This window comes from Burkholderia sp. LS-044 (assembly GCF_004803625.1).
Classification (GTDB): domain Bacteria; phylum Pseudomonadota; class Gammaproteobacteria; order Burkholderiales; family Burkholderiaceae; genus Burkholderia; species Burkholderia cepacia.
In genome coordinates, this window is the sequence record NZ_SSWO01000022.1 from 86,076 (window position 1) to 111,886 (window position 25,811).

The following is a 25,811-nucleotide window of genomic DNA, read 5'->3' on the forward strand; positions in this document are numbered from 1 at the left end:
GCCTCAGCCAAGCCAAATTTTGGGATGACGATGAAAAAGACTGCTCTCGACTTCTGGGTCGGCCTGTTCGTGGTGGTGGGCTTCCTTGCGGTGCTGTTCCTGGCGCTGAAGGTCGGCAACATGAGCTCGTTTTCGTTTCAGCCGACCTACTCGGTGAAGATGAAATTCGACAATATCGGCGGGCTGAAGCCGCGCGCGGCCGTGAAGAGCGCGGGCGTCGTGGTCGGCCGCGTGAAGGCGATCGGTTTCGACACGAACACGTACCAGGCGCTTGTCACGATCGATGTCGACGGCCAGTATCAGTTCCCGAAGGATTCGTCGGCGAAGATCCTGACGTCGGGCCTGCTCGGCGAGCAATATATCGGCCTCGATCCGGGCGGCGACACCGAAATGCTGAAGTCGGGCGATACGATCACGATGACGCAATCGGCGATCGTGCTCGAGAACCTGATCGGCCAGTTCCTTTACAGCAAGGCCGCCGATGCGGGCGGTGCGAAGCCGGCAGCCGGCGCGCCGGCCGCGCCTGCACCGGTGGCGGTGCCGGCGTCGGCGGTGTCCGGTTCCGCGGCCCAATAACCACACGAGAGAATAGAAGAGGGTAATGACCATGCAGACGATCCGCATCAGGCACGCCGCGCTGGCGGTAGCGGCAGTCGCCGCGTTGAGCGGCTGCGCGACCGTGCAGACGCCGACCAAGGGCGATCCGCTCGAAGGCTTCAACCGGACGATGTACAAGTTCAACGACACGGTCGACACGTATGCGCTGAAGCCGGTCGCGAAGGGCTACCAGTACGTGGTGCCGCAGCCGGTGCGCGACAGCGTGACGAACTTCTTCTCGAACATCGGCGACGTCTACATCGCGGCGAACAACATCGTGCAGCTGCGGATCGCGGACGGCGTCGGCGACATCATGCGCGTCGTGATCAACACGGTGTTCGGCGTCGGCGGCCTGTTCGACGTCGCGACGATCGCGAAGCTGCCGAAGCACACGGCCGACTTCGGCATCACGATGGGCCGCTACGGCATGCCGTCGGGCCCGTATCTGGTGCTGCCGCTGCTCGGCCCGAGCACACTGCGCGACACGGCCGGCCTGGGCGTCGACTACGTCGGCAACCCGCTCACCTACGTGAAGCCGGATGGCCTGAGCTGGGGCCTGTTCGGCGTGAACCTCGTCAACACGCGCGCGAACCTGCTCGGCGCGGGCGACGTGCTGGATGCCGCGGCACTCGACAAGTATTCGTTCGTGCGTAACGCGTACCTGCAGCGTCGCCAGATGCTGATCAGCAACGCGCGCGGCGAGGCGGCCGCGACGTCGAGCAACGACGCGCTGCCGAAGTACGACTTGCCGGAAGACGGCGCGGCACCGGCGGCAGCCGGCGCGGCCGGTACGGCGGGCGCGGCAGCGGTGGGCGGCGCGACGGCGCCGGCAGGCGCATCGGGCGCGACGGTGGCCACACCGGCCTCGGGCACGGCCGAATCGCCGAACCCGGCCAGCGAAACGAACGTGCCGCCGATGCAGGTGGCGCCGCCGTCGCCGGGCGGGTTCCGCTTCCCGAGCATTCGTCTGCACTGACGGATTTACATTCGTTACAGCCAGAAACGATTCAGTCGGTAGCGTGCGCGAACTTGCGCGTAAGCTACCTGCTCCAACCTTCGCATCGACATATTCATGCAGGTCACTATGATGAAAAAACTGTTCCTGATCCCCGTTTTCGCGGCGCTGTTCTCGTTCGGCAGCGCAGCCCACGCGCAAGTCGACCAGTCGAACCCGCAGGCGCTGATCAAGACGGCGACGCAGCAGGTGCTCGACGAAGTCAAGCAGCAGACGATCAAGCAGGGCGACACCAACCGCATCATCACGATCGTCAACAAGGACATCCTGCCGTACACCGATTTCCGCCGCACCACGCAGCTCGCGATGGGCCGCAACTGGCGCGCGGCGACGGCCGAACAGCAGCAGCAGGTTCAGGAGCAGTTCAAGCTGCTGCTGATCCGCACGTATTCGGGCGCGCTGGCGCAACTGAAGCCGGACCAGCAGATCCAGTACCCGCCGTTCCGCGCCGATCCGGCCGATACCGACGTCGTGGTCAAGACGGTCGCGATGAACAACGGCCAGCCGGTCCAGATCGACTACCGCCTGTACAAGACGTCGAACGGCTGGAAGGTGTATGACCTGAACGTGCTCGGCGCATGGCTGATCCAGACGTACCAGCAGCAGTTCAACGAGAAGATCCAGCAAAGCGGCGTGGAAGGGCTGATCCAGTTCCTCACGCAGCGCAACCAGCAACTTGCCGCCGGCAAGCAAGCGTCGTGAGCGGCTTCGAAGCCGGCTCCTCGCTGACCGTCGCGAGCGCGAAGTCCGCGCTCGCGGACGGTCTTGCGCGCATCGGCGCGGGCGCGACCGCCGTCGATTGCGCGGCGCTGACGCAGTTCGACTCGTCCGCGCTCGCCGTGCTGCTCGCATGGCAACGTGCCGCCAAGGCGCGCGGCGCGACCCTCGACATCCTCAATCTCCCCCCGAAGCTCGCCAGCCTCGCGCGCGCCTACGGCGTCGACGCGCTCATCGAAGGCACCGGGCGACATTGACCCTGTCCGACCGGAGCCTGCCGCGCCAGCCGGCGCGCGCACGCTTCAGGCCGCGTGCCTCCGGCACCGGCTCCACCAGCCGGTTTGCCCTATAATCAAGCGTTTTGCGGGGCAGCCAATCGGCGTCCGGCCCCCATTTTCATTCGCAGCAAGCACAGAATAGGCGTCGCGGCCCTTGCGCCGCGCACAGTCATGTCAGCCATAGAAATCCGTCACGTCAAGAAGCGCTACAAATCGCTTCAGGCGCTCAAGGGCGTCAGCCTGTCGGTCGAGGAAGGCGAGTTTTTCGGTCTGCTCGGCCCCAACGGCGCAGGCAAGACCACGCTCATCAGTATCCTCGCCGGGCTCGCCCGGGCCGACGAAGGCAGTATCTCGGTGCGCGGTCACGACGTCGTCAAGGACTTCCGTGGCGCGCGCCGCGCGCTCGGTGTCGTGCCGCAGGAACTCGTGTTCGACCCGTTCTTCACCGTCCGCGAGACGCTGCGGATCCAGTCCGGCTATTTCGGGCTGCGCCGCAACGACGACTGGATCGACGAAGTGATGGCCAATCTCGACCTCACCGAGAAAGCCGACGCGAACATGCGCGCGCTGTCCGGCGGGATGAAGCGCCGCGTGCTGGTCGCGCAGGCGCTCGTGCACCGGCCGCCCGTGATCGTGCTCGACGAGCCGACCGCCGGCGTCGACGTCGAATTGCGCCAGACGCTGTGGAAATTCATCTCGCGCCTGAACCGCGAAGGTCACACGATCGTGCTGACCACCCACTACCTCGAGGAAGCCGAGTCGCTGTGCGACCGCATCGCGATGCTGCGCCGTGGCGAAGTCGTCGCGCTCGACCGCACCGACGCGCTGCTGCGCCGCTTCGCGGGGCTGCAGCTGTACCTGCGGCTGGCAACGGGCGCGCTGCCCGCCGAGCTGCGCGGGCTGGAGACCGATCCGGCCGCGCGCGCGCCGGGCGAGCACCTGCTGCGCCTGACGAGCTACGACGATGTCGAGCGGATCCTTGCGCAATGCCGCGCGGCGGGCTGCACATTCGACGAGATCGAGGTCCGCAAGGCCGACCTCGAGGACGTGTTCGTCCAGGTGATGAACGGGGCCGAGGTGATCGAGGGACTGGCATGAATCAACAACCCCCACGCGAACTGCGTTCGCTCGGGGGGGCGAAGCCCCCCCGTTCCCTCCAAACTCCTGAGCCGGGCGCTATCGGGCGAGTGTCGGGTAGCGGTTTTCAAACGCTGTTCTACAAGGAACTGCTGCGTTTCTGGAAGGTGTCGTTCCAGACGGTGCTCGCGCCGATCGTGACGGCGCTGCTGTACCTGACGATCTTCGGCCACGCGCTGTCGGGCCGCGTCGAGGTCTATCCGGGCGTCGAGTACGTGAGTTTTCTCGTACCGGGCCTCGTGATGATGAGCGTGTTGCAGAACGCGTTCGCGAACAGCTCGTCGTCGCTGATCCAGTCGAAGATCACCGGCAATCTCGTGTTCGTGCTGCTGCCGCCGCTGTCGTACCGCGACATCTTCGGCGCGTACGTGCTCGCGTCCGTCGTGCGCGGCCTCGCGGTCGGCACGGGCGTGTTCGTCGTGACGATCTGGTTTATCCCGATGCATTTCGCGGCGCCGCTGTTCATCATTGCGTTCGCGCTGCTCGGCTCGGCGATCCTCGGCACGCTCGGCCTGATCGCCGGGATCTGGGCCGAGAAGTTCGACCAGCTCGCCGCGTTCCAGAACTTCCTGATCATGCCGCTGACGTTCCTGTCCGGCGTGTTCTATTCGACGCACTCGCTGCCGCCCGTGTGGCGCGAGATCTCGCGTCTCAATCCGTTTTTCTACATGATCGACGGCTTCCGTTTCGGGTTCTTCGGCGCGTCCGACATCAACCCGTTCGCGAGCCTCGCGATCGTCACCGGTTTCTTCGTGCTGCTCGCGCTGATCGCGATGCGGCTGCTCGCGACCGGCTACAAACTGCGTCATTGATATCGACAGGCAGCGGCCGCCATGCAGGCGGCGCGCGCCGACAGGAGCCTTACACCATGTTGCCGACTCCCGAACAGGTCAAGCAATACATCGCCGGCGGTCTCGCCTGCACGCATCTAGAAGTCGAAGGCGACGGCCAGCATTTCTTCGCGACGATCGTGTCGGCGGCCTTCGAAGGCAAGCGGCCGATCCAGCGGCACCAGCTCGTCTATGCGGCGCTCGGCGATCGCATGAAGCAGGAAATTCACGCGCTCAGCATGAAGACGCTGACGCCCGCCGAATGGCAGAACGCATAACCGGAACTCACTGAGTGCAAGTCACCGTCAACGAGCGCGACGCCGTCCAGAGCGTCGCCACGGCACACCCGGCCGCCAACGGGGAATCGCATGGCCATGGGATGGACAAGCTCGTGATCGAAGGCGGCCACCGCCTGTCGGGCGAGATCGTCGTGTCGGGTGCGAAGAATGCCGCGCTGCCGATCCTGTGCGCGGGGCTGCTCACCGCCGATCCGGTCGACCTCGACAACGTGCCGAACCTGAAAGACGTGCGCACCACGCTGAAGGTGCTGAACCAGATGGGCGTGAGGAGCGAGACCGACGGCTGCCGCGTGCAGCTCGACGCGTCGCGTGTCGACAACCTCGTGGCGCCGTACGAGCTCGTCAAGACGATGCGCGCGTCGATCCTCGTGCTCGGGCCGCTGCTCGCGCGTTTCGGCGAGGCGAAGGTGTCGCTGCCGGGCGGCTGCGCGATCGGCGCGCGTCCGGTCGACCAGCACATCAAGGGCCTGCAGGCGATGGGCGCCGAGATCAGCATCGAGCACGGTTTCATCGAAGCCCGCGCGAAGCGCCTGAAGGGCGCGCGCATCGTGACCGACATGATCACGGTGACGGGCACCGAGAACCTGCTGATGGCCGCGACGCTGGCAGACGGCGAGACGGTGATCGAAAACGCGGCGCGCGAGCCGGAAGTGAGCGATCTCGCACACTTGCTGGTCGCGATGGGCGCGAAAATCGACGGCGTCGGCACCGATCGCCTCGTGATCCAGGGCGTCGAGCGGCTGCACGGCGCGCGCCATTCGGTGATCCCCGATCGCATCGAGGCCGGCACGTTCCTGTGCGCGGTCGCGGCGGCGGGCGGCGACGTGATGCTGACGGGCGTGCGCCCGCACATCCTCGACGCGGTGATCGACAAGCTGCGCGAAGCCGGCGTGTCGATCGAGGAAGGCGACAGCTGGCTGCGCGTGAAGATGGACCGCCGGCCGTCGGCGGTCACGATCCGCACGTCGGAATACCCGGCGTTCCCGACCGACATGCAGGCGCAGTTCATGGCCCTCAATACGGTCGCGACGGGCACCGCGCAGGTCGTCGAAACCATTTTCGAGAACCGTTTCATGCACGTGCAGGAGCTGAACCGGCTCGGCGCGAACATCACGATCGACGGCAACACCGCGCTCGTGACGGGCGTCGAGAAGCTGTCGGGCGCGAACGTGATGGCGACCGACCTGCGTGCGTCGGCGAGCCTCGTGATCGCCGGGCTGCGTGCCGACGGCGAAACGCTCGTCGACCGCATCTATCACCTGGACCGCGGCTACGACCGCATGGAAGCCAAACTGACCGCCGTCGGCGCGAACGTGCGCCGCCTTTCCGGGAGCCAAGCATGACCGCACCGCTGACCCCGCCGTTGACCCTTGCGTTGTCGAAGGGCCGGATTTTCGAGGAAACCCTGCCGCTGCTCGCCGCCGCCGGCGTGCAGGTGACGGAGGATCCGGAAACGTCGCGCAAGCTGATCCTGCCGACGACGAACCCGGACCTGCGCGTGATCATCGTGCGCGCGAGCGACGTGCCGACCTATGTCGAATACGGCGCGGCCGATTTCGGCGTGGCCGGCAAGGACGTGCTGGTCGAGCACGGCGGCTCGGGCCTGTACCAGCCGATCGACCTGAACATTGCGCGTTGCCGGATGTCGGTGGCCGTATCGGCCGGCTTCGATTACGCGAGCGCCGTGCGCCAGGGCGCGCGGCTGCGCGTCGCGACGAAGTACGTCGAAACGGCGCGCGAACACTTTGCCGCGAAGGGCGTGCACGTCGACCTGATCAAGCTGTACGGCTCGATGGAACTCGCGCCGCTGGTGGGGCTGGCCGACGCGATCGTCGACCTCGTCAGCTCGGGCGGCACGCTGAAGGCGAACAATCTGGTCGAGGTCGAGGAGATCATGGCGATCTCGTCGCGCCTCGTCGTGAACCAGGCTGCGCTGAAGTTGAAGCGCACGGCACTCAAGCCGATCCTCGACGCGTTCGAACGCGCGTCGCAGAATGGCGGTTGAGCGCATCACCGTAACGGAACTCCCATGTCCATCACCATCCGCAAGCTCGATTCGACGAGCGAAGGCTTCGGCGCCGAGCTGCGCGCGCTGCTCGCATTCGAGGCAAGCGAAGACGCGGCGATCGAGCAATCGGTCGCGCAGATCCTCGCCGACGTGAAGTCGCGCGGCGACGCCGCGGTGCTCGAGTACACGAACCGCTTCGACCGGCTGAGCGCGAACAGCGTCGCCGCGCTGGAGCTGCCGCAGGACGCGCTGCAGACGGCGCTCGACGGCCTCGCGCCGAAGGCGCGCGCGGCGCTGGAAGCGGCGGCTGCGCGGGTGCGCGCGTACCACGAGAAGCAGAAGATCGAGTGCGGCACGCATAGCTGGCAGTACACGGAAAGCGACGGTACGGTGCTCGGCCAGAAGGTCACGCCGCTCGACCGCGTCGGCCTGTACGTGCCGGGCGGCAAGGCCGCGTATCCGTCGTCGGTGCTGATGAACGCGATTCCCGCGCGCGTCGCGGGCGTCGGCGAGATCGTGATGGTCGTGCCGACGCCGGACGGCGTGAAGAACGACCTCGTGCTCGCCGCGGCGCTGCTCGGCGGCGTCGATCGCGTGTTCACGATCGGCGGCGCGCAGGCGGTCGGCGCGCTCGCGTACGGCACGGCGACGGTGCCGGCCGTCGACAAGATCTGCGGCCCCGGCAATGCGTACGTCGCGTCGGCGAAGCGCCGCGTGTTCGGCACGGTCGGCATCGACATGATCGCCGGGCCGTCGGAAATCCTCGTGCTGTGCGACGGCACGACCGACCCGAACTGGGTCGCGATGGATCTCTTCTCGCAGGCCGAACACGACGAGCTCGCGCAGTCGATCCTGCTGTGTCCGGACGGTGCGTTCCTCGAGCGCGTCGAGAAGGCGATCAACGAACTGCTGCCGTCGATGCCGCGCCAGGACGTGATCCGCGCGTCGCTCGAAGGCCGCGGCGCGCTGATCAAGGTGCGCGACATGGCCGAAGCCTGCCGGATCGCGAACGACATCGCGCCCGAGCACCTGGAAATTTCCGCGCTGGAGCCGCAGCAATGGGGCCAGCAGATCCGCCATGCGGGCGCGATCTTCCTCGGCCGCTACACGAGCGAGAGCCTCGGCGACTACTGCGCGGGCCCGAACCACGTGCTGCCGACGTCGCGCACCGCGCGTTTCTCGTCGCCGCTCGGCGTGTACGACTTCATCAAGCGCTCGAGCCTGATCGAGGTCAGCGCCGAAGGCGCGCAGACGCTCGGCGAGATCGCATCCGAACTCGCGTACGGCGAGGGGCTGCAGGCGCACGCGAAGAGCGCCGAATTCCGGATGAAGAACTGAGCGCACGCAGCGCGGGGCCGGGGCAGGCGCGAATGTGCCGCCCGGCCCGCACCCCGAAGGCCGGGGCTGGAGACACCTGTGCAGGGCGGCGGCCGCCGCCTTGCCGATCATTTGACGCCGGCGCGACGCACGCCGGCTTGAGATCATGACGACGCCACAAGACATCATTCGCCGCGACGTGCTCGCGATGACGAGCTATCCGGTGCCGGACGCGAGCGGATTCGTGAAGCTCGACGCGATGGAGAACCCGTACCCGCTGCCCGAACCGCTCGCCGCGGCGCTCGGCGAGCGTCTCGCGCAGGTCGCGCTGAACCGCTACCCGGCGCCGCGCCCGGCCGCGCTGATCGACAAGCTGCGCCACGCGATGGGCGTGCCGGCTGCCTGCGACGTGCTGCTCGGCAACGGCTCGGACGAAATCATCAGCATGATGTCGGTGGCCTGCGCGAAGCCGGGCGCGAAGGTGCTCGCGCCGGTGCCGGGCTTCGTGATGTACGAACTGTCCGCCAAGCTCGCGCAGCTCGAATTCGTCGGCGTGCCGCTGAAGGCCGACCTGACGCTCGACGTCGACGCGACGCTCGCGGCGATCGCCGAGCATCGTCCGGCGCTCGTCTATCTCGCCTATCCGAACAACCCGACCGGCACGCTGTACGACGATGCCGACATCGAACGGATCGTCGCCGCCGCGCGGCACAGCCTGATCGTGATCGACGAGGCGTACCAGCCGTTCGCCGGGCGCTCGTGGCTGCCGCGCGCCGCCGAATTCGACAACGTCGTCGTGATGCGCACGGTGTCGAAGCTCGGCCTCGCGGGCATCCGCCTCGGCTATCTGGTCGGTTCGCCCGCATGGCTGACCGAATTCGACAAGGTGCGCCCGCCGTACAACATCAACGTGCTGACCCAGGCGACCGCCGATTTCCTGCTCGACCACCTCGGCGTGCTCGACGCGCAGGCGGCCGATCTGCGGGCGGAACGCGCGCGTCTCGCGCAGGCCGTGGCCGCGCTGCCGGGCGCGACGGTGTTCCCGAGCGCCGGCAATTTCCTGCTGGTGCGGGTGCCGGACGCGGCCGCCGTGTTCGACGCGCTGCTCACCGAGCGGGTTTTGGTCAAAAACGTGAGTAAAATGCATCCGTTGCTGGCTGAATGCGTGCGGCTCACCGTCGGTTCTCCCGACGAAAACGCGCGCCTGCTGGCCGCTTTGAAACTCGCGCTGCCCGGTTGAGCCTGCGGGCGCCGCAGTGCGAAACGATCAATCCCCATTTACATCGACTCAGTCAAGGAATTGCCATGCGTGTGGCGGAAGTCGTTCGCAATACCAGCGAAACGCAGATCCGTGTGAAGCTCAATCTCGACGGCACGGGCCAGCAGAAGCTGGCTACCGGCGTGCCGTTCCTCGACCATATGCTCGACCAGATCGCTCGACACGGTCTGGTCGATCTCGAGGTTGAAGCGCATGGCGATACGCATATCGACGACCACCACACGGTCGAGGATGTCGGCATCACGCTCGGGCAAGCCGTCGCGAAGGCGATCGGCGACCGCAAGGGCATCCGTCGCTACGGCCATTCGTACGTGCCGCTCGACGAGGCGCTGTCGCGCGTCGTGATCGACTTCTCCGGCCGGCCGGGCCTCGAATTCCACGTGCCGTTCACGCGTGCGCGGATCGGCACGTTCGACGTCGACCTGTCGATCGAGTTCTTCCGCGGTTTCGTGAACCACGCGGGCGTCACGCTGCACATCGACAACCTGCGCGGGATCAACGCGCACCATCAGCTCGAGACCGTGTTCAAGGCCTTCGGCCGTGCGCTGCGCGCGGCGGTGGAACTGGACGAGCGTGCGGCGGGGCAGATCCCGTCGACGAAGGGCAGCCTCTGAACCTGAACTGACCGGACGGAGCGTCAAGGACAACCTCACGGCTTCGGCGCGCGGCGCCGGCTTGCGATGGATCTGCTCAAATCGTTCATTTCGCTGCTGGCGCTGATCAACCCGATCGGTGCGGTGCCGTTCTTCCTGAGCCTGACGGCGCAGCAGACGGACATCGAGCGGCGGCGTTCGATCCGGATCGCATCGGTGTCGGTGTTCTGCGTGATGACGGTGACGGCGCTGCTCGGGCAGCAGATCATCGACTTCTTCGGCATTTCGGTCGGGTCGCTCGAGGTGGGCGGCGGGATCATCATGCTGCTGATGGCGATCAACATGCTGAACGCGCAGATCGGCAACACGCGATCGACGCCGGAGGAGCGCCACGAGGCCGAGCTGAAGGACAACATCGCGGTCGTGCCGTTGGCGATTCCGCTGCTCACGGGCCCCGGCTCGATCAGCACGGTGATCATTTACGCGGCGAACTCGCGTCACTGGTATGAGCGGGCCGGGCTGGTCGCGATCGGCGCGGCCCTGGCTTTTCTGTGTTTCGTCGCGATGCGGCTCGCCGAGCCGATCGCGAACTGGATCGGCCGCACGGGCATCAACATCGCCACGCGGCTGATGGGTCTGATGCTGTCGGCGCTGGCGGTGGAATTCATCGTCAATGGACTGAGGGCGCTACTGCCTGCACTGAGATGAAAACTTCGATTGCGATTGTGGATTATGGGATGGGCAACCTGCGCTCGGTCGCGCAGGCGCTCAAGAAGGCCGAACCGGCCGCCGACGTGGCGATCGTCGACACGCCGGCCGCGATCCGCGCGGCCGACCGTGTCGTGCTGCCCGGCCAGGGCGCGATGCCCGACTGCATGCGCTGCCTCGGCGAGTCGGGCTTGCAGGAGGCCGTGATCGAGGCCTCGCGCACGAAGCCGCTGCTCGGCGTGTGCGTCGGCGAGCAGATGCTGTTCGACTGGAGCGCGGAGGGCGACACGAAGGGCCTCGGCCTGTTGCCCGGCAAGGTCGTGCGCTTCGAACTCGACGGCCGCGTGCAGGACGACGGCTCGCGCTTCAAGGTGCCGCAGATGGGCTGGAACCGCGTGCACCAGTCGCAGCCGCATCCGCTGTGGGACGGCGTGCCCGACGACGCGTATTTCTACTTCGTGCACAGCTACTACGTGACGCCGGACAACCCGGCGCATACGGTCGGCGAAACGGCCTACGGCGCGCCGTTTACGTCCGCGGTCGCGCGGGACAACCTCTTCGCGACCCAATTCCACCCCGAGAAAAGCGCGGAGGTCGGGTTGCGTCTGTATCGCAACTTCGTACACTGGAAACCGTGAACGTCGCGTGCGTGCCACAGTCGGCGGGCCGCAGAGGCCCGTCTTACGGGGCTCGCGCGCCTAAGCGCCGAAAGAGTTGTACTAAACTAGCGAGACGGCGCGGTACCGGATTGGCCGGTACGCGCCGGATTCTTTTCTTTTTCCACGACGACACCCGATTGCTATGTTGCTGATTCCGGCCATCGATCTCAAAGACGGTCAGTGTGTGCGCCTCAAACAGGGCGATATGGACCAGGCCACGATTTTCTCCGAGGACCCGGCGGCGATGGCCCGCAAGTGGGTTGATCTCGGCGCCCGGCGGCTCCATCTGGTCGACCTGAACGGCGCGTTCGCCGGCAAGCCGAAGAATCTCGAGGCGATCGAAGCGATCCTCGACGAAGTCGGCGATGAAATCCCCGTACAGCTCGGCGGCGGCATCCGCAGCCTCGAGACGATCGAGAAGTATCTCGACGCGGGCCTGTCCTACGTGATCATCGGCACCGCGGCCGTGAAGGATCCGGGCTTCCTGCAGGACGCGTGCACCGCGTTCGCGGGCAACATCATCGTCGGGCTGGACGCGAAGGACGGCAAGGTCGCGACCGACGGCTGGAGCAAGCTCACGGGCCACGAAGTGGTCGATCTCGCGAAGAAGTTCGAGGACTACGGCGTCGAATCGATCGTCTACACGGACATCGGCCGCGACGGGATGCTGCAGGGCATCAACATCGAGGCGACCGTGAAGCTCGCGCAGGCGGTCGGCATCCCCGTGATTGCCAGCGGCGGCCTGTCGAACCTCACGGACATCGAGAACCTGTGCGAAGTGGAAGAGCACGGCGTCGAAGGCGTGATCTGCGGCCGTGCGATCTACTCCGGCGATCTCGATTTCGCGGCCGCGCAAAAGCGCGCGGACGAACTGAACGGCGAACTCGACAACGCATAAGCGCGCGGTTGTCCCGCTCGCCGGGGCTGCCAGCAGGCGGCCCCAACGGAAGCCTCGCGCGAGGCTTTCCGCAACCGGCCGTCCCATCGCGGCATTTGGCGCAACATCATGGCTCTAGCTAAACGCATCATCCCCTGCCTGGACGTGACTGCCGGGCGTGTCGTCAAGGGCGTCAACTTCGTCGAACTGCGCGATGCCGGCGACCCCGTCGAGATCGCCCGCCGCTACGACGACCAGGGCGCCGACGAACTGACGTTCCTCGACATCACCGCGACGTCCGACCAGCGCGACCTGATCCTGCCGATCATCGAAGCCGTCGCGTCGCAGGTCTTCATTCCGCTGACCGTCGGCGGCGGCGTGCGCGCCGTCGAGGACGTGCGGCGCCTGCTGAACGCGGGCGCGGACAAGGTCAGCATGAATTCGTCGGCGGTCGCAAACCCGCAGCTCGTGCGCGACGCGGCCGACAAGTACGGCTCGCAGTGCATCGTCGTCGCGATCGACGCGAAGCGCGTGTCGGCCGACGGCGAGACGCCGCGCTGGGAAGTCTTCACGCACGGCGGCCGCAAGAACACGGGCCTCGACGCGATCGAATGGGCGCGCAAGATGGCCGAGCTTGGCGCGGGCGAGATCTTGCTCACGAGCATGGATCGCGACGGCACCAAGTCGGGCTTCGACCTCGCGCTCACGCGCGGCGTGTCGGACGCGGTGCCGGTGCCGGTGATCGCGTCGGGCGGTGTCGGCTCGCTGCAGCACCTGGCCGACGGCATCAAGGACGGCCGCGCCGATGCGGTGCTGGCCGCGAGCATCTTCCACTACGGCGAGCACACGGTCGGCGAGGCGAAGCGCTTCATGGCCGACCAGGGCATCCCGGTGAGGCTGTGATGAATACGGAAACGAATGCATTGCCCGCGTGGCTCGACAAGGTCCGCTGGGACGACAACGGCCTCGTGCCGGTGATCGCGCAGGAGGCGTCGACGAACGACGTGCTGATGTTCGCGTGGATGAACCGCGAGGCGCTGGCGAAGACGATCGAGACGCAGCGCGCGGTCTATTATTCGCGTTCGCGCAAGCGCCTGTGGTTCAAGGGCGAGGAGTCGGGCCACGTGCAGCACGTGCACGAAGTGCGGCTCGACTGCGACGAGGACGTCGTGCTGCTGAAGGTCGAGCAGGTGTCGGGCATCGCGTGCCACACCGGCCGGCATTCGTGCTTCTTCCAGAAATTCGAAGGCACCGTCGACAGCGGCGACTGGGTCGCGGTCGAACCGGTGCTGAAAGATCCCGAACACATCTACAAATGACGCAATCGACCGAAGACACGCTGCTGCGCCTCGCGGCCGTGATCGATAGCCGCAAGGGCGGCGACCCCGATCAATCGTACGTATCCCGCCTGTTCCACAAGGGCGACGACGCGGTGCTGAAGAAGATCGGCGAAGAGGCGACGGAAGTCGTGCTGGCCGCGAAGGACGTGCGCCAGGGCGGCGCGCCGACCGCGCTCGTCGGCGAGGTGGCCGACCTGTGGTTCCACTGCCTCGTGATGCTGTCGCATTTCGACCTGAGCCCGGCCGACGTGATCGCCGAGCTCGAGCGCCGCGAAGGGCTGTCGGGGATCGAGGAGAAGGCTCTGCGCAAGCGTCGCGAGCGCGAGGAAAACGGCGGGTGACAGACCCTTGTCGCGGGATGGCCACAGTGCGGTAAGCTGTAAGAATTGTCATCTAACGGGGGTAGCATCATGACCGATACGCCAAGTCAGTTTCCGCCGCCGTCGGTGCCGGGGGCCGCGGACGCCGAACGCTTGAACGGGCTGCGCACGTTGACTCACGTGCTCTACGGCCTCTACGCGTTTCATTGGCTCACGGGCGGCGTCACGGGCATCATCGCGATCATCATCAACTACGTGAAGCGCGACGATGTGGCCGGCACGCCGTATGCCGCCCACTTCGAGTGGCAGATCCGCACGTTCTGGCGCGCGCTGATCGCGTACGTGATCGGGTTCGCGCTGATGTTCGTGGTGATCGGATTCGCAGTGATGTTTGTCACGTGGATTTGGACGCTGTACCGTATCATCAAGGGTTGGCTGTACCTGAACGACAACAAGCCGCTCGATCCGCAGGCCTGGTTCTGACCGGCCGCGTTCGGGCGTCTGCAGGAGCAACATGAGTCACGATCCGAATTGCCTGTTCTGCAAGATCGCGGCAGGCGAGATCCCGAGCACGAAGGTGCACGAGGATGACGAATTCGTCGCGTTCCGCGACATCCGCCCGGCGGCCGAGACGCACGTGCTCGTGATTCCGCGCCAGCACCTGCCGACGCTGTCGGCGGCGAGCGAGGCCGATGCGCCGATGCTCGGCCGGCTGATGCTGCTCGTCTCGCGTCTCGCCGGCCAGCTCGGCGTCGCCTATACGGGCGGCGAAACGGGTTTCCGTACGGTGATCAATACAGGCCCGGGCGGCGGGCAGGAGGTCTACCACCTGCACGCGCATATCCTGGCCGGCCCGCGCCCCTGGCAGCGGATGGGTTGACGGCGCGGGGCGTTTCCCCGCATCGATAGTCGAAGCCGGCACGTTGCCGGCGATTTGCGCCGCGTAGCGGCGTGGTTGAGGAGAGGTTTCATCATGGGTGGATTGAGCATTTGGCACTGGCTGATCGTGCTGCTGATCGTCGCGCTGGTTTTCGGTACGAAGAAGCTGCGCAATATCGGCAACGATCTCGGCAGCGCCGTGAAGGGTTTCAAGGACGGCATGAAGGACGGCGAAGCACCGGCTGACGCGCAGCAACTGCCGCGCTCGGGCTCGGTCGACGTCAACGCGAAGGAAACGACGCGTTCCGATTCGAACAAGGCGTAACGCCGGCACGCTGACAGGCATTCGCGATGCTGGATCTCGGTCTTTCGAAGATGGCGCTGATCGGCGTCGTCGCGCTCGTGGTGCTCGGCCCCGAGCGCCTGCCGCGCGTCGCGCGTACGGCAGGCGCATTGTTCGGCCGCGCGCAGCGGTACATCAACGACGTGAAGGCCGAGGTCTCGCGCGAAATCGAACTCGACGCGCTGCGGACGATGAAGACCGATTTCGAATCGGCTGCGCGCAATGTCGAGACGACGATTCACGACAACCTGCGCGAGCACGAAAAGGAACTGAACGACACGTGGCATTCCGCGGTTGGCGGCCTTGACGAAGCGTCGGGCAGCATCGGGTCCCATGAGTCCGACACGCCCGCGGCGCCGTCGTGGCGCGGCAGTACGGCCGCGCTCGCGCCCAAGCGCCGCAACTGGCGCGTCAAGCAGGCGGCTGCGCCTGTCTGGTACAAGCGCGCGACCATCCGCCGCACGCACGTGCAGTCGGGCGCCGCGCGCGTCGCGCGCCACCAGCCGGCCAGCCTGCGCCGGCCGACGCGCTTCTTCTGAGCCGAGCGCATGCTCGCTCGTCAATCCTACCGAGGGCCGGTGTGAGCGACCCCCAGCAGAACCCGGGCGACGCCCCGGAAGAAACTTTCATTTCCCATCTCGTCGAGCTTCGCGATCGCATCATACGCGCGGGGGCGGCCGTGATCGTCGTGTTCCTCGGGCTCGTCTACTGGGCGCCCGACATCTTCCGGCTGCTTGCGCGGCCGTTGATGGAGAACCTGCCGAAGGACGGCAAGATGATCGTCACCGACGTCACCGGCTCGTTCTTCGTGCCGATGAAGGTCACGATGCTCGTCGCACTGGTGATCGCGCTGCCGATCGTGCTGTACCAGATCTGGGCGTTCGTCGCGCCGGGGCTGTACCAGCACGAGAAAAAGCTCGTCGCGCCGCTCGTCGGCAGCAGCTACTTCCTGTTTCTGTGCGGGATGGCATTCGCGTACTTCCTCGTGTTCCCGACGATCTTCCGCGTGATGGCGCACTACAACGCGCCGCTCGGGGCGGAAATGACCACCGACATCGACAACTACCTGAGCTTCGTGCTCGGGATGTTCATCGCGTTCGGGGTCACGTTCGAGGTGCCGATCGTCGTCGTGCTGCTCGTCCGGATGGGCGTGCTGTCGCTGAGGAAGCTCAAGGAGATGCGGCCGTACGTGATCGTCGGCGCGTTCATCGTCGCGGCGGTCGTTACGCCGCCGGACGTATTCTCGCAACTGATGCTCGCGTTGCCGCTCATCGTGCTGTTCGAGATCGGGTTGCTGGCCGCGCGGTTCTTCGTGCCGAAGAAGCCGGCCGAGGAAGGCGAGGCGGGGAACGGCGAAGCCGCCAGCTGATGGCGGCGTGCCGGGCGATGCACGGCAGGCGGGCTTCCGGCCAGGCCTGAGCGGCCGGGTGGCGTGGCCGGCCGGAACGCGTGCGGCGAGGCCGCCATCCCGGAAAGAAGGTCCTTCGATGCAAAGCAAAAGGGCAGCCATGCGGCTGCCCTTTTTCGTTTCCGGTGGAGTTCGGCACGCGGCTGCGCGCCGCCCGCCCGACGTCATTCGGTATCGCTGTCCTGCTCGTCGAGCGTCTGCTTCGGCGGCGGCGGGCGCTTGCCGATCACGACGTTCATGTCGAACTCCTTGCCCTTGCGGACGACGTGCACCTTGGTCGGCGTGCCCGGCTTGATCTGCGCGACCGTGTTCAACAGCTTCGTCGTGTCGGTGATGTCCTCGCCGTTGACCGAGACCAGGATATCGCCCGGCTTGATGCCGGCCTTGTCGGCCGGGCCGCCCTGCAGCACGCCGGCGACGATCGCGCCCGATTTCTGCTGAAGCCCGAACGATTCGGCGATCTCCGGCGTGACGTCCTGCGGCTCGACGCCGATCCAGCCACGCGTGACCGAGCCCGTCGTGATGATGCTTTCGAGCACCGTGCGCGCGGTCGACACGGGAATCGCGAAACCGATGCCGAGCGAGCCGCCCGAGCGCGAGTAGATCGCGGTGTTGATGCCGAGCAGGTTGCCGTTCACGTCGACCAGTGCGCCGCCCGAGTTGCCGGGGTTGATCGGTGCGTCGGTCTGGATGAAGTTCTCGAACGTGTTGATGCCGAGGTGGTTGCGGCCCAGTGCGCTGATGATCCCCATCGTGACCGTCTGGCCGACGCCGAACGGGTTGCCGATGGCGAGGACGACGTCGCCGACCCGCGACTGGTCGGAGCGGCCGAGCGTGATCGTCGGCAGGTTCGTCATGTTGATCTTCAGCACGGCGAGGTCCGTTTCGGGATCGCTGCCGATCACCTTCGCGGTAGCCGTGCGCCCGTCGGCGAGCGCGACCTCGATCTGGTCGGCGCCGTCCACGACGTGCTGGTTCGTTAGAATGTAACCTTCCGGGCTCACGATAACGCCCGAGCCGAGGTTGGCGGCCGGTTCGTCCTGCTGCTTGCGGGCGTTGCGGTCGCCGAAGAAGTAGCGGAACAGCGGATCTTTCGCGCGCGGATCGGGCGGCAGCGAGCCGTCCTTGCTGGAGAAGACGTTGACGACGGCCGGCATCGCCTTCTGCGCGGCTTCTGCGTACGACGTGGTCGCCGGCGCGCCGCCGATGCCCGGCGCGACTTCCCGCAGCGCAACGATCGGCGTGGCGAGCTGCTTGCCGAGCTGTCCTTGCCGTTGCAGCCATTGCGGCTTGAGCGTCACGACGATGAACATCAGCGCGAGCAGCACGGTAACCGCCTGCGCGAAGAACAGCCAGAAGCGTCTAAGCATCTGAATGGATTAGAGGTTTATATGGATCGGATCGAACTTGAATTGTACTTGAACAATACCCTTGAAACCGCGCGCTTCAAGGACTATTGCCCGAACGGCCTGCAGGTCGAGGGGCGTCGCAAGATCGAGAAGATCGCCACCGGCGTGACGGCGTCGGTCGCGTTTCTTGAAGCCGCGCTCGAATGGGGGGCGGATGCCGTACTCGTCCATCACGGCTATTTCTGGCGCAACGAGCCGCCGCAGATCACGGGCCGCAAGTATCAGCGCCTGAAGCTGCTGCTCGCGAACGACCTGAACCTGTTCGCGTTCCACCTGCCGCTCGACGCGCATCCCGAATTCGGCAACAACGCGCAGCTCGGCGAGCGGCTCGGGCTGATCGGCGAGCAGCGTTTCGGCGAAGGCGACCTCGGCTGGATGGCCACGCTGCCGATGCCCGTCTCGCTCGAGCACTTCGTCGCGAAGGTCGAGCGCACGCTCGGCCGCACTCCGCTCGTGCTCGGCGATCCGGACATGCAGCTGCGGCGCATCGCGTGGTGCACGGGCGCCGCGCAGAGCTATTTCGACGCGGCGATCGATGCCGGCGCGGACGTGTTCCTGACCGGCGAGGTGTCCGAATACGTGACGCACACGGCCGCGGAGAGCGGCGTCGCGTTCGTTGCGGCAGGGCACCATGCGACCGAACGCTATGGAATCCAGGCACTCGGCGCTCACTTGTCCGAAGAATTCGGTATCGAACACCTTTTTATCGATATCCATAACCCGGTCTGAGTGCCGGAATTGCGGCAGCGCATCGAAATTTCTCAATGTAGCGAATGCTTAATAGAGAAATGACTTAATCGCTCCGATAGTGGGGGGAAACCCTTAACTATCAATCACTTCGAAGGGATTTTCATCTCCGGGCCTTGTAAATGGCGACTCCATTCGAGCAAACTAGCGGCGGAATGGAAAGTCGTGACGGAAAATCCAACTCAGAAGTGGGGCGTGTGATGCGAGACAAGGAAGAGAAACGCGTCGACAGCGGCCGCCGTACCTGGCTGATTGCGACATCCGTAGCAGGTGGCGTAGGAGGCGTCGCCACCGTCATACCTTTCGCGGCGTCGCTTGCGCCGTCCGCGAAAGCGAAAGCGGCCGGAGCACCGGTCGAAGTCGACATCAGCGGGCTGAAGCCCGGTGAAATGGTGACCGTGCCGTGGCGCGGCAAGCCGGTGTGGATCCTGAACCGCACCGACGCGATGCTTGCCGACGTGGTCAAGGCAGACAAGGAAGTGGCCGATCCGACCACCGAAAAGCCCTATACGATGCCGTTGCCCGCGTATTGCGCGAACGAATATCGCTCGCGGGCCGATCGCAAGAACATTCTCGTCGTGATGGCCGTGTGTACGCACCTCGGCTGCACGCCAAGCCAGCGCTTCACGCCGGGTCCGCAGCCGAACCTGCCGGACGACTGGCCGGGCGGTTTCCTCTGCCCGTGCCACGGTTCGACCTACGACCTCGCCGGCCGTGTGTTCAAGAACAAGCCGGCGCCTCAGAATCTCGACATCCCGCCCTACATGTTCACGTCGGCGACGACCCTCGTGATCGGCAAGGACGAGAAAGGAGAAGCGTGATGGCCGACAACAAGGAAGTCTCCACGACAGGTCTCACCGGCTGGATCGATCAGCGCTTCCCGCTCACGTCCACCTGGAAAAAGCACGTTTCCGAGTACTACGCGCCGAAGAACTTCAACTTCTGGTACTTCTTCGGCTCCCTCGCGCTGCTGGTGCTCGTCAACCAGATCGTCACCGGCATCTTCCTGACGATGAACTACAAGCCCGACTCGACGCTCGCGTTTGCGTCGGTCGAGTACATCATGCGCGAGGTGCCGTGGGGCTGGCTGATCCGCTACATGCACTCCACGGGCGCGTCGATGTTCTTCGTGGTCGTCTACCTGCACATGTTTCGCGGGCTGCTTTACGGGTCGTACCGCAAGCCGCGCGAACTCGTGTGGATCTTCGGCTGCGCGATCTTCCTGTGCCTGATGGCCGAGGCGTTCTTCGGTTACCTGCTGCCGTGGGGCCAGATGTCGTTCTGGGGCGCGCAGGTGATCGTGAACCTGTTCTCGGCGATCCCGTTCGTCGGCCCGGACCTGTCGCTGTGGATTCGCGGCGACTACGTCGTGTCGGACGTCACGCTGAACCGCTTCTTCGCGTTCCACGTGATCGCGATTCCGCTCGTGCTGGTCGGCCTCGTGATCGCGCACCTCGTGGCGCTGCACGAAGTGGGGTCGAACAACCCGGACGGTATCGAGATCAAGGCGAAGAAGGACGAGAACGGCGTTCCGCTCGACGGCATCCCGTTCCACCCGTACTACTCGGTGCACGATTTCCTCGGCGTGTGCGTGTTCCTGATGGTGTTCGCGCTGATCGTGTTCTTCTCGCCGGAGATGGGCGGCTACTTCCTCGAGGCGAACAACTTCGTCCCGGCGAACCCGTTGCAGACGCCGCCCGAGATCGCGCCGGTCTGGTACTTCACCGCGTTCTACGCGATGCTGCGCGCGACCACCGACCCGTTCAAGATCGTCCTGATGATCGTCATCGCGCTGCTCGGCGTGCTCGCGCTGATCCGCGCGCGCGGCAAGTGGAAGGCCGGGTTGCCGGTGCTGGCCGCGGCGATCGTCGTCTTCATGTACCTGACGGAGTCGAAGTTCTGGGGCGTCGTCGTGATGGGTTCGGCGGTGATCACGCTGTTCTTCCTGCCGTGGCTCGACCGCAGCCCGGTGAAGTCGATCCGCTACCGGCCGCTGTTCCACAAGGTGTTCCTCGGGATCTTCGTCGCGGCGTTCCTGACCCTCGCGTTCCTCGGCACGCGGCCACCATCGCCGGCGGCCACGCTGATCGCGCAGTGTTGCGCGCTGATCTACTTCGCGTTCTTCCTCGGCATGCCCGTCTGGACGCCGCTTGGCACGTTCAAGCAGCCGCCGGAGCGGGTGCGCTTCAAGCCCCATTAACGTGAGCGAGGAGAGAACGACATGAAGAAACTGCTTTCGACACTCGCGCTGATCGGGGCGACCGCGTGTGCGCTGCTGGTGGCGCCGGCGGTGCGGGCGGAAGGTAATTTTCCGCTCGACCGGGCGCCCGATAACACGGAAAATCTCGTTTCGCTTCAGCACGGCGCGCAATTGTTTGTAAACTATTGCCTGAACTGCCACAGCGCGAACCTGATGCGCTACAACCGTCTGACGGATCTGGGCATATCCCAGAAGGAGATCGAAAAGAATCTCCTGTTCACGACCGACAAGGTCGGCAACACGATGTCCGTCGCGATGCGGCCTGAAGACGCGAAGAACTGGCTCGGCACCTCGCCGCCCGACCTGTCGGTCGAGGAGCGCGCGCGCGGCCGCGACTGGCTGTATACGTATCTGCGCAGCTTCTACCGCGACGATACGCGGCCGACCGGCTGGAACAACGCGGTGTTCGAGAACGTCGGCATGCCCCATGTACTGTGGCAGCTGCAGGGGCAGCGCACTGCCAAATTCGAAGACAAGACGGACGAGGAGACGGGCGAGAAGGTCCATACGCTCGTCGGCTTCCAGCAGGTCACGCCGGGGACACTGTCCGCGGTGGATTATGATGCTGCGGTTGCCGACCTGGTGGCGTACATGACCTGGATGTCCGAGCCGGCTCAGCAGACCCGCAAACGCCTCGGCGTATGGGTGCTGATCTTTCTCGGTGTCCTGACTTTCCTGGCCTGGCGGCTCAATGCCGCGTACTGGAAAGATATCAAGTAATCACGCCTGACCGGCGTGGGGCCGGCGCAAGGTGGAACCCCGGAAGGAGGTTCGCCGCGTGCCGGCCCTCGGCTTTTTTGAGGAAACGCAAACATGATGGTTCTGTATTCCGGCACAACTTGCCCGTTCTCCCAGCGTTGCCGGCTGGTGCTGTTCGAGAAGGGCATGGACTTCGAAATCCGTGACGTCGACCTGTTCAACAAGCCGGAAGACATTTCGGTGATGAACCCGTACGGTCAGGTGCCGATCCTGGTCGAGCGCGACCTGATCCTGTACGAATCGAACATCATCAACGAGTACATCGACGAGCGCTTCCCGCACCCGCAACTGATGCCGGCCGACCCCGTGCAGCGCGCACGTGCACGCCTGTTCCTGCTCAACTTCGAGAAGGAACTGTTCGTCCACGTCAGCACGCTCGAGAACGAGAAGGGCAAGGCAGCGGAGAAGAATCACGAGAAGGCACGCCTCGCGATCCGCGATCGCCTGACGCAGCTCGCGCCGATCTTCGTGAAGAACAAGTACATGCTCGGCGAGGAATTCTCGATGCTCGACGTCGCGATCGCGCCGCTGCTGTGGCGTCTGGATCACTACGGCATCGAGCTGTCGAAGAACGCCGCGCCGCTGATGAAGTACGCCGAGCGGATCTTCAGCCGTCCGGCCTATATCGAAGCACTGACGCCGTCCGAAAAGGTCATGCGTCGTTGATGATGCAATGAAGGCAAGACGGGGAGGGCGGCGCGGCGTGCCGCGCGCCCGCTCCGGGTTCGAGGATTGTGATGCAAGAGATTTCAACGAAGCCTTATCTGCTGCGCGCGCTGTACGAGTGGTGCACCGATAACGGTTACACACCGCATATCGCGGTGAGGGTCGACAACTCGACGCGCGTGCCGCGTCAGTTCGTGCGTGACGGCGAGATCGTGCTCAACATCAGCTTCGAGGCGACGAGCCAGTTGCAGATGGGCAACGAGTGGATCGAGTTCACGGCCCGGTTCTCCGGGAAGGCGCACAAGATCGAGATTCCGGTTGCCAACGTGCTCGCGATCTATGCGCGCGAGAACGGGCAGGGGATGGCGTTCCAGGTCGATGCGGTTGCGGGCGAAGGCGAGGATTCGGGCGCGTTCGACGAAGAAGCCGCGCAGGCGGATGACGCGCAGCGCGACGAGTCGCCTGCTGCGTTGACGCCGGTTGCCGACCGCGGCGCGAACGAGGAACCCTCCGAAGGCGCCGACGAACCGCCGAAAACCGACGGCGATGGCGACGGTTCGAAAGGTGGCAACAGACCTCGCCTCAAGATCGTGAAATGAGGTAGAATCTCGCGCTACGCCGGCTTAGCTCATCTGGTAGAGCAGTTGATTTGTAATCATCAGGTGGCGGGTTCGAGTCCTGCAGCCGGCACCAAATTGAACGAAGGGCCGGGAGGTTTTCCTCCCGGCCCTTCGTCGTTTCAGCGCTCACTTTACTGGCCCATGGGTTGTCGTTTGTTCTGTGCAGCGACAGTTAGCCCGGCCAATCGCTTCGGCATTGCCCGATCTGTCCGGCAAATCTCCATAGCAAGAACATTACCGTTCGTCGCGGTGATGTCGAAGGTCAACTCCGAGGAGCGCGCCAGGATGATGCGCGCGTTGTGCGCGGAAGTCATGCGGGTCGATCAGTTGGCGGACTCCGTTCCCGCACAGGTGTCGCAAGGCGATCTCGAACTCATCGACCGCGAAGCTCAGCGTATCGAAGCCGAGCGCGGTGCGTTTCGCTCCGATCAGTTTCATCGCGACGGCAACTGACTCGTGCACTACAGGACGACCGGGGCGGAAATCCGGGAGGCGACCGATGGCCGTATCGACGGGTTCGTCGATTTTGTCTGTTCGGACGGTAGCTTTGTCGGTGTCGGTGTCGGTGTCGGTGTCGGTGTCGGCAAGGCGCTCAAGGAACGGAATTTTGCAGTTCGCTGTTATGCCGTCGAGCCGGTTGGGGCGGCGCCGATCGCGGGGTAACCCGTCACGCGACCCGAGCATCCGATCCAGGGTAGCGCCTATTCGATCAGCGATCTTCCGTTTCTGAACGACATGCGCGCAGACGGTTTTCTGCCGGTTGCAGGGGGGGGGGCGAACCGCTGCGGATCGCACGCGAGCTTGAGTAGAAGGAAGGGATCTTCGGCGGATTTTCGTCAGGCACGAACGTCGTGTCGGCGCGGCAGCTGCTGGCCGGCGAGATGCGTGGCAGGACGATTGCAGTGGTGGTCTGCGATTCGGAATTGAAGTATTTGTCGAAGAACCGCCGGAGCGGCTGATTGTGCGCGGAAGGGGGCGGCTTCGCGAGTGGTGATAGTCGTACCCGGGCGCCACGTTTCGAAACAAAGGGCCATGCGATATTCGCGTGGCCCTTTGTTATATCCAGGGTTTATTTCCTTGCGACGTGTCTGACAACTTGCATTGAGTTTATGGGTAAAGGCTGTTTCTGATACTGGTTTTCAAGTTGTTTGCTTGATATCTGTGAGATTTTTCCAATGATCGGATGGGTAACACTCCGGCTGATCTCGACTCCGTTCCGTTGATTGATTGCCACGATGGGTATGATGTGCAGCTCGAGTGTTTTTGCTGCACGCGGGTTTCGTGACGAATAGAGTTCGGGGGAATGGGTGAATCGATTGTCTACAGGATCGTTCCTGGGTGCGCTTCTGGCGTTTGTTGTGTTGACCGTCGTGATGGTGGTGCCGGTGCAGGCCGATACGGTGATTCAGAAAGATGCCGCTGCGTTGGATACGAGCGAAAGCGCTCAGCCGTTCATCGCACAAGTTGTCGGGTTGGAGTGGCTGAATCCATTGCAGCGGCGCGACTATCCGACGGAGTGGCAGATTCTCTGGACAATGGGTCTTGTTCAGCCGAACAAGACCGACGATATGGTTCGGACGATGCCGCAGAAATTTTCGAAGCTCCAGTCAATAGGCGCGCTCGTATACGGTAACCAAGGGGCGGAAACGTTCAAGGGCTTCTACCACAAATACGTCAGTATGCTTCTTGGCCTGTTCGGCGATCGCTATGTGATGAACGCCAAGTATTTCTACACGGTCAAGTCCAAGAATAAGGATGACTGGCGTGAACTGGCGGGAATGCGTATCGAGTTTGCCATCCCGCAACGACTTGATCCGATAGAGGCGAAGACGTACTTCCAAGGCGAGTTCGTCGACAATTACGAGATTGGAAATCCGTCCGCCAAAGATCTCCGGAGCAAAGACACTCCGCCCGACGTCCACGTCAACCAAGGCGGTGCAAACGCCGGATTCACATCGCTGAACCGCGCACTGGATTACCTGCAGGCGAACCCGGACAAGAGCGCGTGGGTGATGAACTGGGACGCCCCGAGCTTCCCGCCGAAGGACGCGCAGATCAACGAGAACATGGTGGTGCTGTTCCTCGTCGGACCGAACTTCAAGACGGAACGCGAACCGCTGGCCTGGATCGGCCGCGCGGCGACGGGCAACGTCAAGGACTACGAGGCGAAGGCCGGTACCACGCGCACGGTGCAGGCGTGGAAAGCCACGATCGACGGCGCGGCGCGCAACGCGGGCGTGCCGGTGCCGTCGCTGAACTTCGTGGTGCATGACGCGGGCCGGGGCGGCGAAGCGGCGTCGGAGCGGATCGGCGCGTTGTCGCAGACGCTGACGGAAGTGTTGCCGGACTACAACTTCAGCAAGCAGACGTTCAATACGCCGGCGCTGCTGGGCCCGATGGGAGCGGGTACGGCGCTGACGGACGTGGTGCTGGCGATCGGCCGGGCGAATCATCTTGGCGAGAAGGTGCTGGTGGCAGGGACGACGGATGCTCAGCACCCGACAGCGGTGGTGGTGTTGCCGCCGTCGAAAGTCGTGCCGATCGATGCGGACAAGGACTGGTTCCGCGCGCGTGGCGAGAACAATGCGTACCTGCCGTGGTGGGGCCGTCGTCACGACACCAGCTATGGCATGCAGGGCTATTCCTACTGACCGGGAGCTTGGCCATGCGGGGCATCCCCGAGCACGTTCGATCGGCGCAGCCCTTGATGAAAGTCTGGAAATGGACGGCAACGCAACCCGTCGCG

The 25,811-nt window shown here is 64.8% G+C and carries 33 protein-coding genes and 1 tRNA gene; 33 read left to right on the forward strand and 1 reads right to left on the reverse strand.

What is annotated here, in order from left to right; all coding sequences use genetic code 11:
* Positions 1 to 24 precede the first annotated feature (24 nt).
* The 23 genes from mlaD (at position 25) to tatC (ending at position 16,565) form a co-directional block, all read left to right on the forward strand.
* Positions 25 to 576, forward strand: coding sequence for an outer membrane lipid asymmetry maintenance protein MlaD (gene mlaD / locus E9536_RS36385; RefSeq protein WP_060082835.1), 552 nt, complete (start codon positions 25 to 27; stop codon positions 574 to 576).
* A gap of 31 nt (positions 577 to 607) precedes the next feature.
* Entirely contained in the window at positions 608 to 1,573 is a 966-nt protein-coding gene (locus E9536_RS36390) for a VacJ family lipoprotein (RefSeq protein ID WP_136472498.1), read from the forward strand.
* Between the two features lie 111 nt (positions 1,574 to 1,684).
* A complete protein-coding gene (locus tag E9536_RS36395) occupies positions 1,685 to 2,314 on the forward strand; it encodes an ABC transporter substrate-binding protein (RefSeq protein WP_027788545.1) in 630 nt (209 codons plus the stop codon).
* Entirely contained in the window at positions 2,311 to 2,586 is a 276-nt protein-coding gene (locus E9536_RS36400; RefSeq protein WP_027788544.1) for an STAS domain-containing protein, read from the forward strand. Before E9536_RS36395 ends, E9536_RS36400 begins: the two co-directional genes overlap by 4 nt.
* A gap of 192 nt (positions 2,587 to 2,778) precedes the next feature.
* On the forward strand, positions 2,779 to 3,705 hold the full coding sequence (locus tag E9536_RS36405; protein WP_034189820.1) for an ABC transporter ATP-binding protein: 927 nt from the start codon (positions 2,779 to 2,781) through the stop codon (positions 3,703 to 3,705).
* A complete protein-coding gene (locus tag E9536_RS36410; protein ID WP_226113712.1) occupies positions 3,702 to 4,556 on the forward strand; it encodes an ABC transporter permease in 855 nt (284 codons plus the stop codon). The genes E9536_RS36405 and E9536_RS36410 overlap by 4 nt, the downstream gene beginning before the upstream one ends.
* A gap of 56 nt (positions 4,557 to 4,612) precedes the next feature.
* The gene (locus E9536_RS36415) at positions 4,613 to 4,852 is read left to right on the forward strand and encodes a BolA family protein (protein ID WP_006477131.1); all 240 of its coding nucleotides are present in this window, start codon (positions 4,613 to 4,615) and stop codon (positions 4,850 to 4,852) included.
* Positions 4,853 to 4,866: 14 nt separating this feature from the next.
* Entirely contained in the window at positions 4,867 to 6,216 is a 1,350-nt protein-coding gene (murA, locus tag E9536_RS36420) for a UDP-N-acetylglucosamine 1-carboxyvinyltransferase (RefSeq protein WP_136472480.1), read from the forward strand.
* 8 nt (positions 6,217 to 6,224) lie between these two features.
* Complete coding sequence (gene hisG, locus E9536_RS36425) at positions 6,225 to 6,878, forward strand: ATP phosphoribosyltransferase (protein ID WP_027788540.1); 654 nt, start codon at positions 6,225 to 6,227, stop codon at positions 6,876 to 6,878.
* Positions 6,879 to 6,902: 24 nt separating this feature from the next.
* The gene (gene hisD / locus E9536_RS36430; protein ID WP_059698110.1) at positions 6,903 to 8,219 is read left to right on the forward strand and encodes a histidinol dehydrogenase; all 1,317 of its coding nucleotides are present in this window, start codon (positions 6,903 to 6,905) and stop codon (positions 8,217 to 8,219) included.
* A 145-nt stretch (positions 8,220 to 8,364) separates the two neighbouring features.
* Positions 8,365 to 9,438: a histidinol-phosphate transaminase gene (gene hisC / locus E9536_RS36435; RefSeq protein WP_136472482.1), complete on the forward strand. Its 1,074-nt coding sequence runs from the start codon at positions 8,365 to 8,367 to the stop codon at positions 9,436 to 9,438.
* Positions 9,439 to 9,503: 65 nt separating this feature from the next.
* On the forward strand, positions 9,504 to 10,091 hold the full coding sequence (gene hisB, locus E9536_RS36440) for an imidazoleglycerol-phosphate dehydratase HisB (RefSeq protein WP_011350728.1): 588 nt from the start codon (positions 9,504 to 9,506) through the stop codon (positions 10,089 to 10,091).
* Positions 10,092 to 10,157: 66 nt separating this feature from the next.
* Complete coding sequence (locus E9536_RS36445) at positions 10,158 to 10,778, forward strand: MarC family protein (RefSeq protein ID WP_136472484.1); 621 nt, start codon at positions 10,158 to 10,160, stop codon at positions 10,776 to 10,778.
* Entirely contained in the window at positions 10,775 to 11,416 is a 642-nt protein-coding gene (gene hisH, locus E9536_RS36450; RefSeq protein ID WP_027788537.1) for an imidazole glycerol phosphate synthase subunit HisH, read from the forward strand. The genes E9536_RS36445 and hisH overlap by 4 nt, the downstream gene beginning before the upstream one ends.
* A gap of 163 nt (positions 11,417 to 11,579) precedes the next feature.
* Positions 11,580 to 12,335 (forward strand): 1-(5-phosphoribosyl)-5-[(5-phosphoribosylamino)methylideneamino]imidazole-4-carboxamide isomerase, encoded by a 756-nt coding sequence (gene hisA, locus E9536_RS36455; protein WP_021161854.1) that lies wholly within the window; start codon positions 11,580 to 11,582, stop codon positions 12,333 to 12,335.
* A 108-nt stretch (positions 12,336 to 12,443) separates the two neighbouring features.
* Complete coding sequence (gene hisF / locus E9536_RS36460; RefSeq protein ID WP_011350732.1) at positions 12,444 to 13,217, forward strand: imidazole glycerol phosphate synthase subunit HisF; 774 nt, start codon at positions 12,444 to 12,446, stop codon at positions 13,215 to 13,217.
* Positions 13,217 to 13,633 (forward strand): phosphoribosyl-AMP cyclohydrolase, encoded by a 417-nt coding sequence (hisI, locus tag E9536_RS36465; protein ID WP_039366640.1) that lies wholly within the window; start codon positions 13,217 to 13,219, stop codon positions 13,631 to 13,633. The genes hisF and hisI overlap by 1 nt, the downstream gene beginning before the upstream one ends.
* A complete protein-coding gene (locus E9536_RS36470) occupies positions 13,630 to 13,995 on the forward strand; it encodes a phosphoribosyl-ATP diphosphatase (RefSeq protein ID WP_006485344.1) in 366 nt (121 codons plus the stop codon). The genes hisI and E9536_RS36470 overlap by 4 nt, the downstream gene beginning before the upstream one ends.
* A 69-nt stretch (positions 13,996 to 14,064) precedes the next feature.
* Complete coding sequence (locus E9536_RS36475; protein WP_011350734.1) at positions 14,065 to 14,457, forward strand: membrane protein; 393 nt, start codon at positions 14,065 to 14,067, stop codon at positions 14,455 to 14,457.
* A gap of 31 nt (positions 14,458 to 14,488) precedes the next feature.
* A complete protein-coding gene (locus E9536_RS36480; RefSeq protein ID WP_021161851.1) occupies positions 14,489 to 14,854 on the forward strand; it encodes a histidine triad nucleotide-binding protein in 366 nt (121 codons plus the stop codon).
* A 93-nt stretch (positions 14,855 to 14,947) separates the two neighbouring features.
* A complete protein-coding gene (gene tatA, locus E9536_RS36485) occupies positions 14,948 to 15,178 on the forward strand; it encodes a Sec-independent protein translocase subunit TatA (RefSeq protein ID WP_021161850.1) in 231 nt (76 codons plus the stop codon).
* Between the two features lie 26 nt (positions 15,179 to 15,204).
* Complete coding sequence (gene tatB, locus E9536_RS36490) at positions 15,205 to 15,735, forward strand: Sec-independent protein translocase protein TatB (RefSeq protein ID WP_136472486.1); 531 nt, start codon at positions 15,205 to 15,207, stop codon at positions 15,733 to 15,735.
* Between the two features lie 41 nt (positions 15,736 to 15,776).
* Complete coding sequence (gene tatC, locus E9536_RS36495) at positions 15,777 to 16,565, forward strand: twin-arginine translocase subunit TatC (protein ID WP_136472488.1); 789 nt, start codon at positions 15,777 to 15,779, stop codon at positions 16,563 to 16,565.
* A gap of 203 nt (positions 16,566 to 16,768) precedes the next feature.
* Here the strand turns inward: tatC and E9536_RS36500 are convergent, their stop codons facing one another.
* Entirely contained in the window at positions 16,769 to 17,974 is a 1,206-nt protein-coding gene (locus tag E9536_RS36500) for a Do family serine endopeptidase (RefSeq protein WP_021161847.1), read from the reverse strand.
* Positions 17,975 to 17,995: 21 nt separating this feature from the next.
* On the opposite strand from E9536_RS36500, the gene E9536_RS36505 reads away from it, so the two are divergent.
* The 10 genes from E9536_RS36505 to E9536_RS36550 all read left to right on the forward strand — a co-directional run bounded on the left by E9536_RS36505 (position 17,996) and on the right by E9536_RS36550 (position 25,716).
* Positions 17,996 to 18,742 (forward strand): Nif3-like dinuclear metal center hexameric protein, encoded by a 747-nt coding sequence (locus E9536_RS36505; RefSeq protein WP_027788534.1) that lies wholly within the window; start codon positions 17,996 to 17,998, stop codon positions 18,740 to 18,742.
* A 218-nt stretch (positions 18,743 to 18,960) separates the two neighbouring features.
* Positions 18,961 to 19,581, forward strand: a complete 621-nt coding sequence (gene petA / locus E9536_RS36510; RefSeq protein WP_011350741.1) for a ubiquinol-cytochrome c reductase iron-sulfur subunit — start codon at positions 18,961 to 18,963, stop codon at positions 19,579 to 19,581.
* The gene (locus E9536_RS36515; protein ID WP_091924937.1) at positions 19,578 to 20,960 is read left to right on the forward strand and encodes a cytochrome bc complex cytochrome b subunit; all 1,383 of its coding nucleotides are present in this window, start codon (positions 19,578 to 19,580) and stop codon (positions 20,958 to 20,960) included. Before petA ends, E9536_RS36515 begins: the two co-directional genes overlap by 4 nt.
* 21 nt (positions 20,961 to 20,981) lie before the next feature.
* A complete protein-coding gene (locus tag E9536_RS36520; RefSeq protein WP_021161843.1) occupies positions 20,982 to 21,740 on the forward strand; it encodes a cytochrome c1 in 759 nt (252 codons plus the stop codon).
* A gap of 93 nt (positions 21,741 to 21,833) precedes the next feature.
* Complete coding sequence (locus E9536_RS36525; protein WP_006400565.1) at positions 21,834 to 22,445, forward strand: glutathione S-transferase N-terminal domain-containing protein; 612 nt, start codon at positions 21,834 to 21,836, stop codon at positions 22,443 to 22,445.
* 71 nt (positions 22,446 to 22,516) lie between these two features.
* Positions 22,517 to 23,044 carry a ClpXP protease specificity-enhancing factor gene (locus tag E9536_RS36530; protein ID WP_027788532.1) on the forward strand — a complete coding sequence of 176 codons (528 nt, stop codon included), beginning with the start codon at positions 22,517 to 22,519 and terminating at the stop codon, positions 23,042 to 23,044.
* 18 nt (positions 23,045 to 23,062) lie between these two features.
* Positions 23,063 to 23,138 (forward strand) — tRNA-Thr (locus E9536_RS36535).
* A gap of 179 nt (positions 23,139 to 23,317) precedes the next feature.
* Entirely contained in the window at positions 23,318 to 23,518 is a 201-nt protein-coding gene (locus E9536_RS36540; protein WP_136472490.1) for a hypothetical protein, read from the forward strand.
* Between the two features lie 3 nt (positions 23,519 to 23,521).
* Positions 23,522 to 23,728 carry a pyridoxal-phosphate dependent enzyme gene (locus tag E9536_RS36545; RefSeq protein ID WP_136472492.1) on the forward strand — a complete coding sequence of 69 codons (207 nt, stop codon included), beginning with the start codon at positions 23,522 to 23,524 and terminating at the stop codon, positions 23,726 to 23,728.
* Positions 23,729 to 24,372: 644 nt separating this feature from the next.
* Entirely contained in the window at positions 24,373 to 25,716 is a 1,344-nt protein-coding gene (locus E9536_RS36550) for a virulence factor (protein ID WP_136472494.1), read from the forward strand.
* Positions 25,717 to 25,811 lie beyond the last annotated feature (95 nt).

What these genes read in the sequence shown, in the direction of transcription:
- mlaD (WP_060082835.1), top strand. Translation starts at nt 25, where the DNA reads ATGACGATGAAAAAGACTGCTCTCGACTTCTGGGTCGGCCTGTTCGTG.
- E9536_RS36390 (WP_136472498.1), top strand. Translation starts at nt 608, where the DNA reads ATGCAGACGATCCGCATCAGGCACGCCGCGCTGGCGGTAGCGGCAGTC.
- E9536_RS36395 (WP_027788545.1), top strand. Translation starts at nt 1,685, where the DNA reads ATGAAAAAACTGTTCCTGATCCCCGTTTTCGCGGCGCTGTTCTCGTTC.
- E9536_RS36405 (WP_034189820.1), top strand. Translation starts at nt 2,779, where the DNA reads ATGTCAGCCATAGAAATCCGTCACGTCAAGAAGCGCTACAAATCGCTT.
- E9536_RS36410 (WP_226113712.1), top strand. Translation starts at nt 3,702, where the DNA reads ATGAATCAACAACCCCCACGCGAACTGCGTTCGCTCGGGGGGGCGAAG.
- E9536_RS36415 (WP_006477131.1), top strand. Translation starts at nt 4,613, where the DNA reads ATGTTGCCGACTCCCGAACAGGTCAAGCAATACATCGCCGGCGGTCTC.
- hisD (WP_059698110.1), top strand. Translation starts at nt 6,903, where the DNA reads ATGTCCATCACCATCCGCAAGCTCGATTCGACGAGCGAAGGCTTCGGC.
- hisC (WP_136472482.1), top strand. Translation starts at nt 8,365, where the DNA reads ATGACGACGCCACAAGACATCATTCGCCGCGACGTGCTCGCGATGACG.
- hisB (WP_011350728.1), top strand. Translation starts at nt 9,504, where the DNA reads ATGCGTGTGGCGGAAGTCGTTCGCAATACCAGCGAAACGCAGATCCGT.
- E9536_RS36445 (WP_136472484.1), top strand. Translation starts at nt 10,158, where the DNA reads ATGGATCTGCTCAAATCGTTCATTTCGCTGCTGGCGCTGATCAACCCG.
- hisH (WP_027788537.1), top strand. Translation starts at nt 10,775, where the DNA reads ATGAAAACTTCGATTGCGATTGTGGATTATGGGATGGGCAACCTGCGC.
- hisA (WP_021161854.1), top strand. Translation starts at nt 11,580, where the DNA reads ATGTTGCTGATTCCGGCCATCGATCTCAAAGACGGTCAGTGTGTGCGC.
- hisF (WP_011350732.1), top strand. Translation starts at nt 12,444, where the DNA reads ATGGCTCTAGCTAAACGCATCATCCCCTGCCTGGACGTGACTGCCGGG.
- hisI (WP_039366640.1), top strand. Translation starts at nt 13,217, where the DNA reads ATGAATACGGAAACGAATGCATTGCCCGCGTGGCTCGACAAGGTCCGC.
- E9536_RS36470 (WP_006485344.1), top strand. Translation starts at nt 13,630, where the DNA reads ATGACGCAATCGACCGAAGACACGCTGCTGCGCCTCGCGGCCGTGATC.
- E9536_RS36475 (WP_011350734.1), top strand. Translation starts at nt 14,065, where the DNA reads ATGACCGATACGCCAAGTCAGTTTCCGCCGCCGTCGGTGCCGGGGGCC.
- E9536_RS36480 (WP_021161851.1), top strand. Translation starts at nt 14,489, where the DNA reads ATGAGTCACGATCCGAATTGCCTGTTCTGCAAGATCGCGGCAGGCGAG.
- tatA (WP_021161850.1), top strand. Translation starts at nt 14,948, where the DNA reads ATGGGTGGATTGAGCATTTGGCACTGGCTGATCGTGCTGCTGATCGTC.
- tatB (WP_136472486.1), top strand. Translation starts at nt 15,205, where the DNA reads ATGCTGGATCTCGGTCTTTCGAAGATGGCGCTGATCGGCGTCGTCGCG.
- E9536_RS36500 (WP_021161847.1), bottom strand. Translation starts at nt 17,974, where the DNA reads ATGCTTAGACGCTTCTGGCTGTTCTTCGCGCAGGCGGTTACCGTGCTG.
- E9536_RS36505 (WP_027788534.1), top strand. Translation starts at nt 17,996, where the DNA reads ATGGATCGGATCGAACTTGAATTGTACTTGAACAATACCCTTGAAACC.
- petA (WP_011350741.1), top strand. Translation starts at nt 18,961, where the DNA reads ATGCGAGACAAGGAAGAGAAACGCGTCGACAGCGGCCGCCGTACCTGG.
- E9536_RS36520 (WP_021161843.1), top strand. Translation starts at nt 20,982, where the DNA reads ATGAAGAAACTGCTTTCGACACTCGCGCTGATCGGGGCGACCGCGTGT.
- E9536_RS36525 (WP_006400565.1), top strand. Translation starts at nt 21,834, where the DNA reads ATGATGGTTCTGTATTCCGGCACAACTTGCCCGTTCTCCCAGCGTTGC.
- E9536_RS36530 (WP_027788532.1), top strand. Translation starts at nt 22,517, where the DNA reads ATGCAAGAGATTTCAACGAAGCCTTATCTGCTGCGCGCGCTGTACGAG.
- E9536_RS36540 (WP_136472490.1), top strand. Translation starts at nt 23,318, where the DNA reads ATGTCGAAGGTCAACTCCGAGGAGCGCGCCAGGATGATGCGCGCGTTG.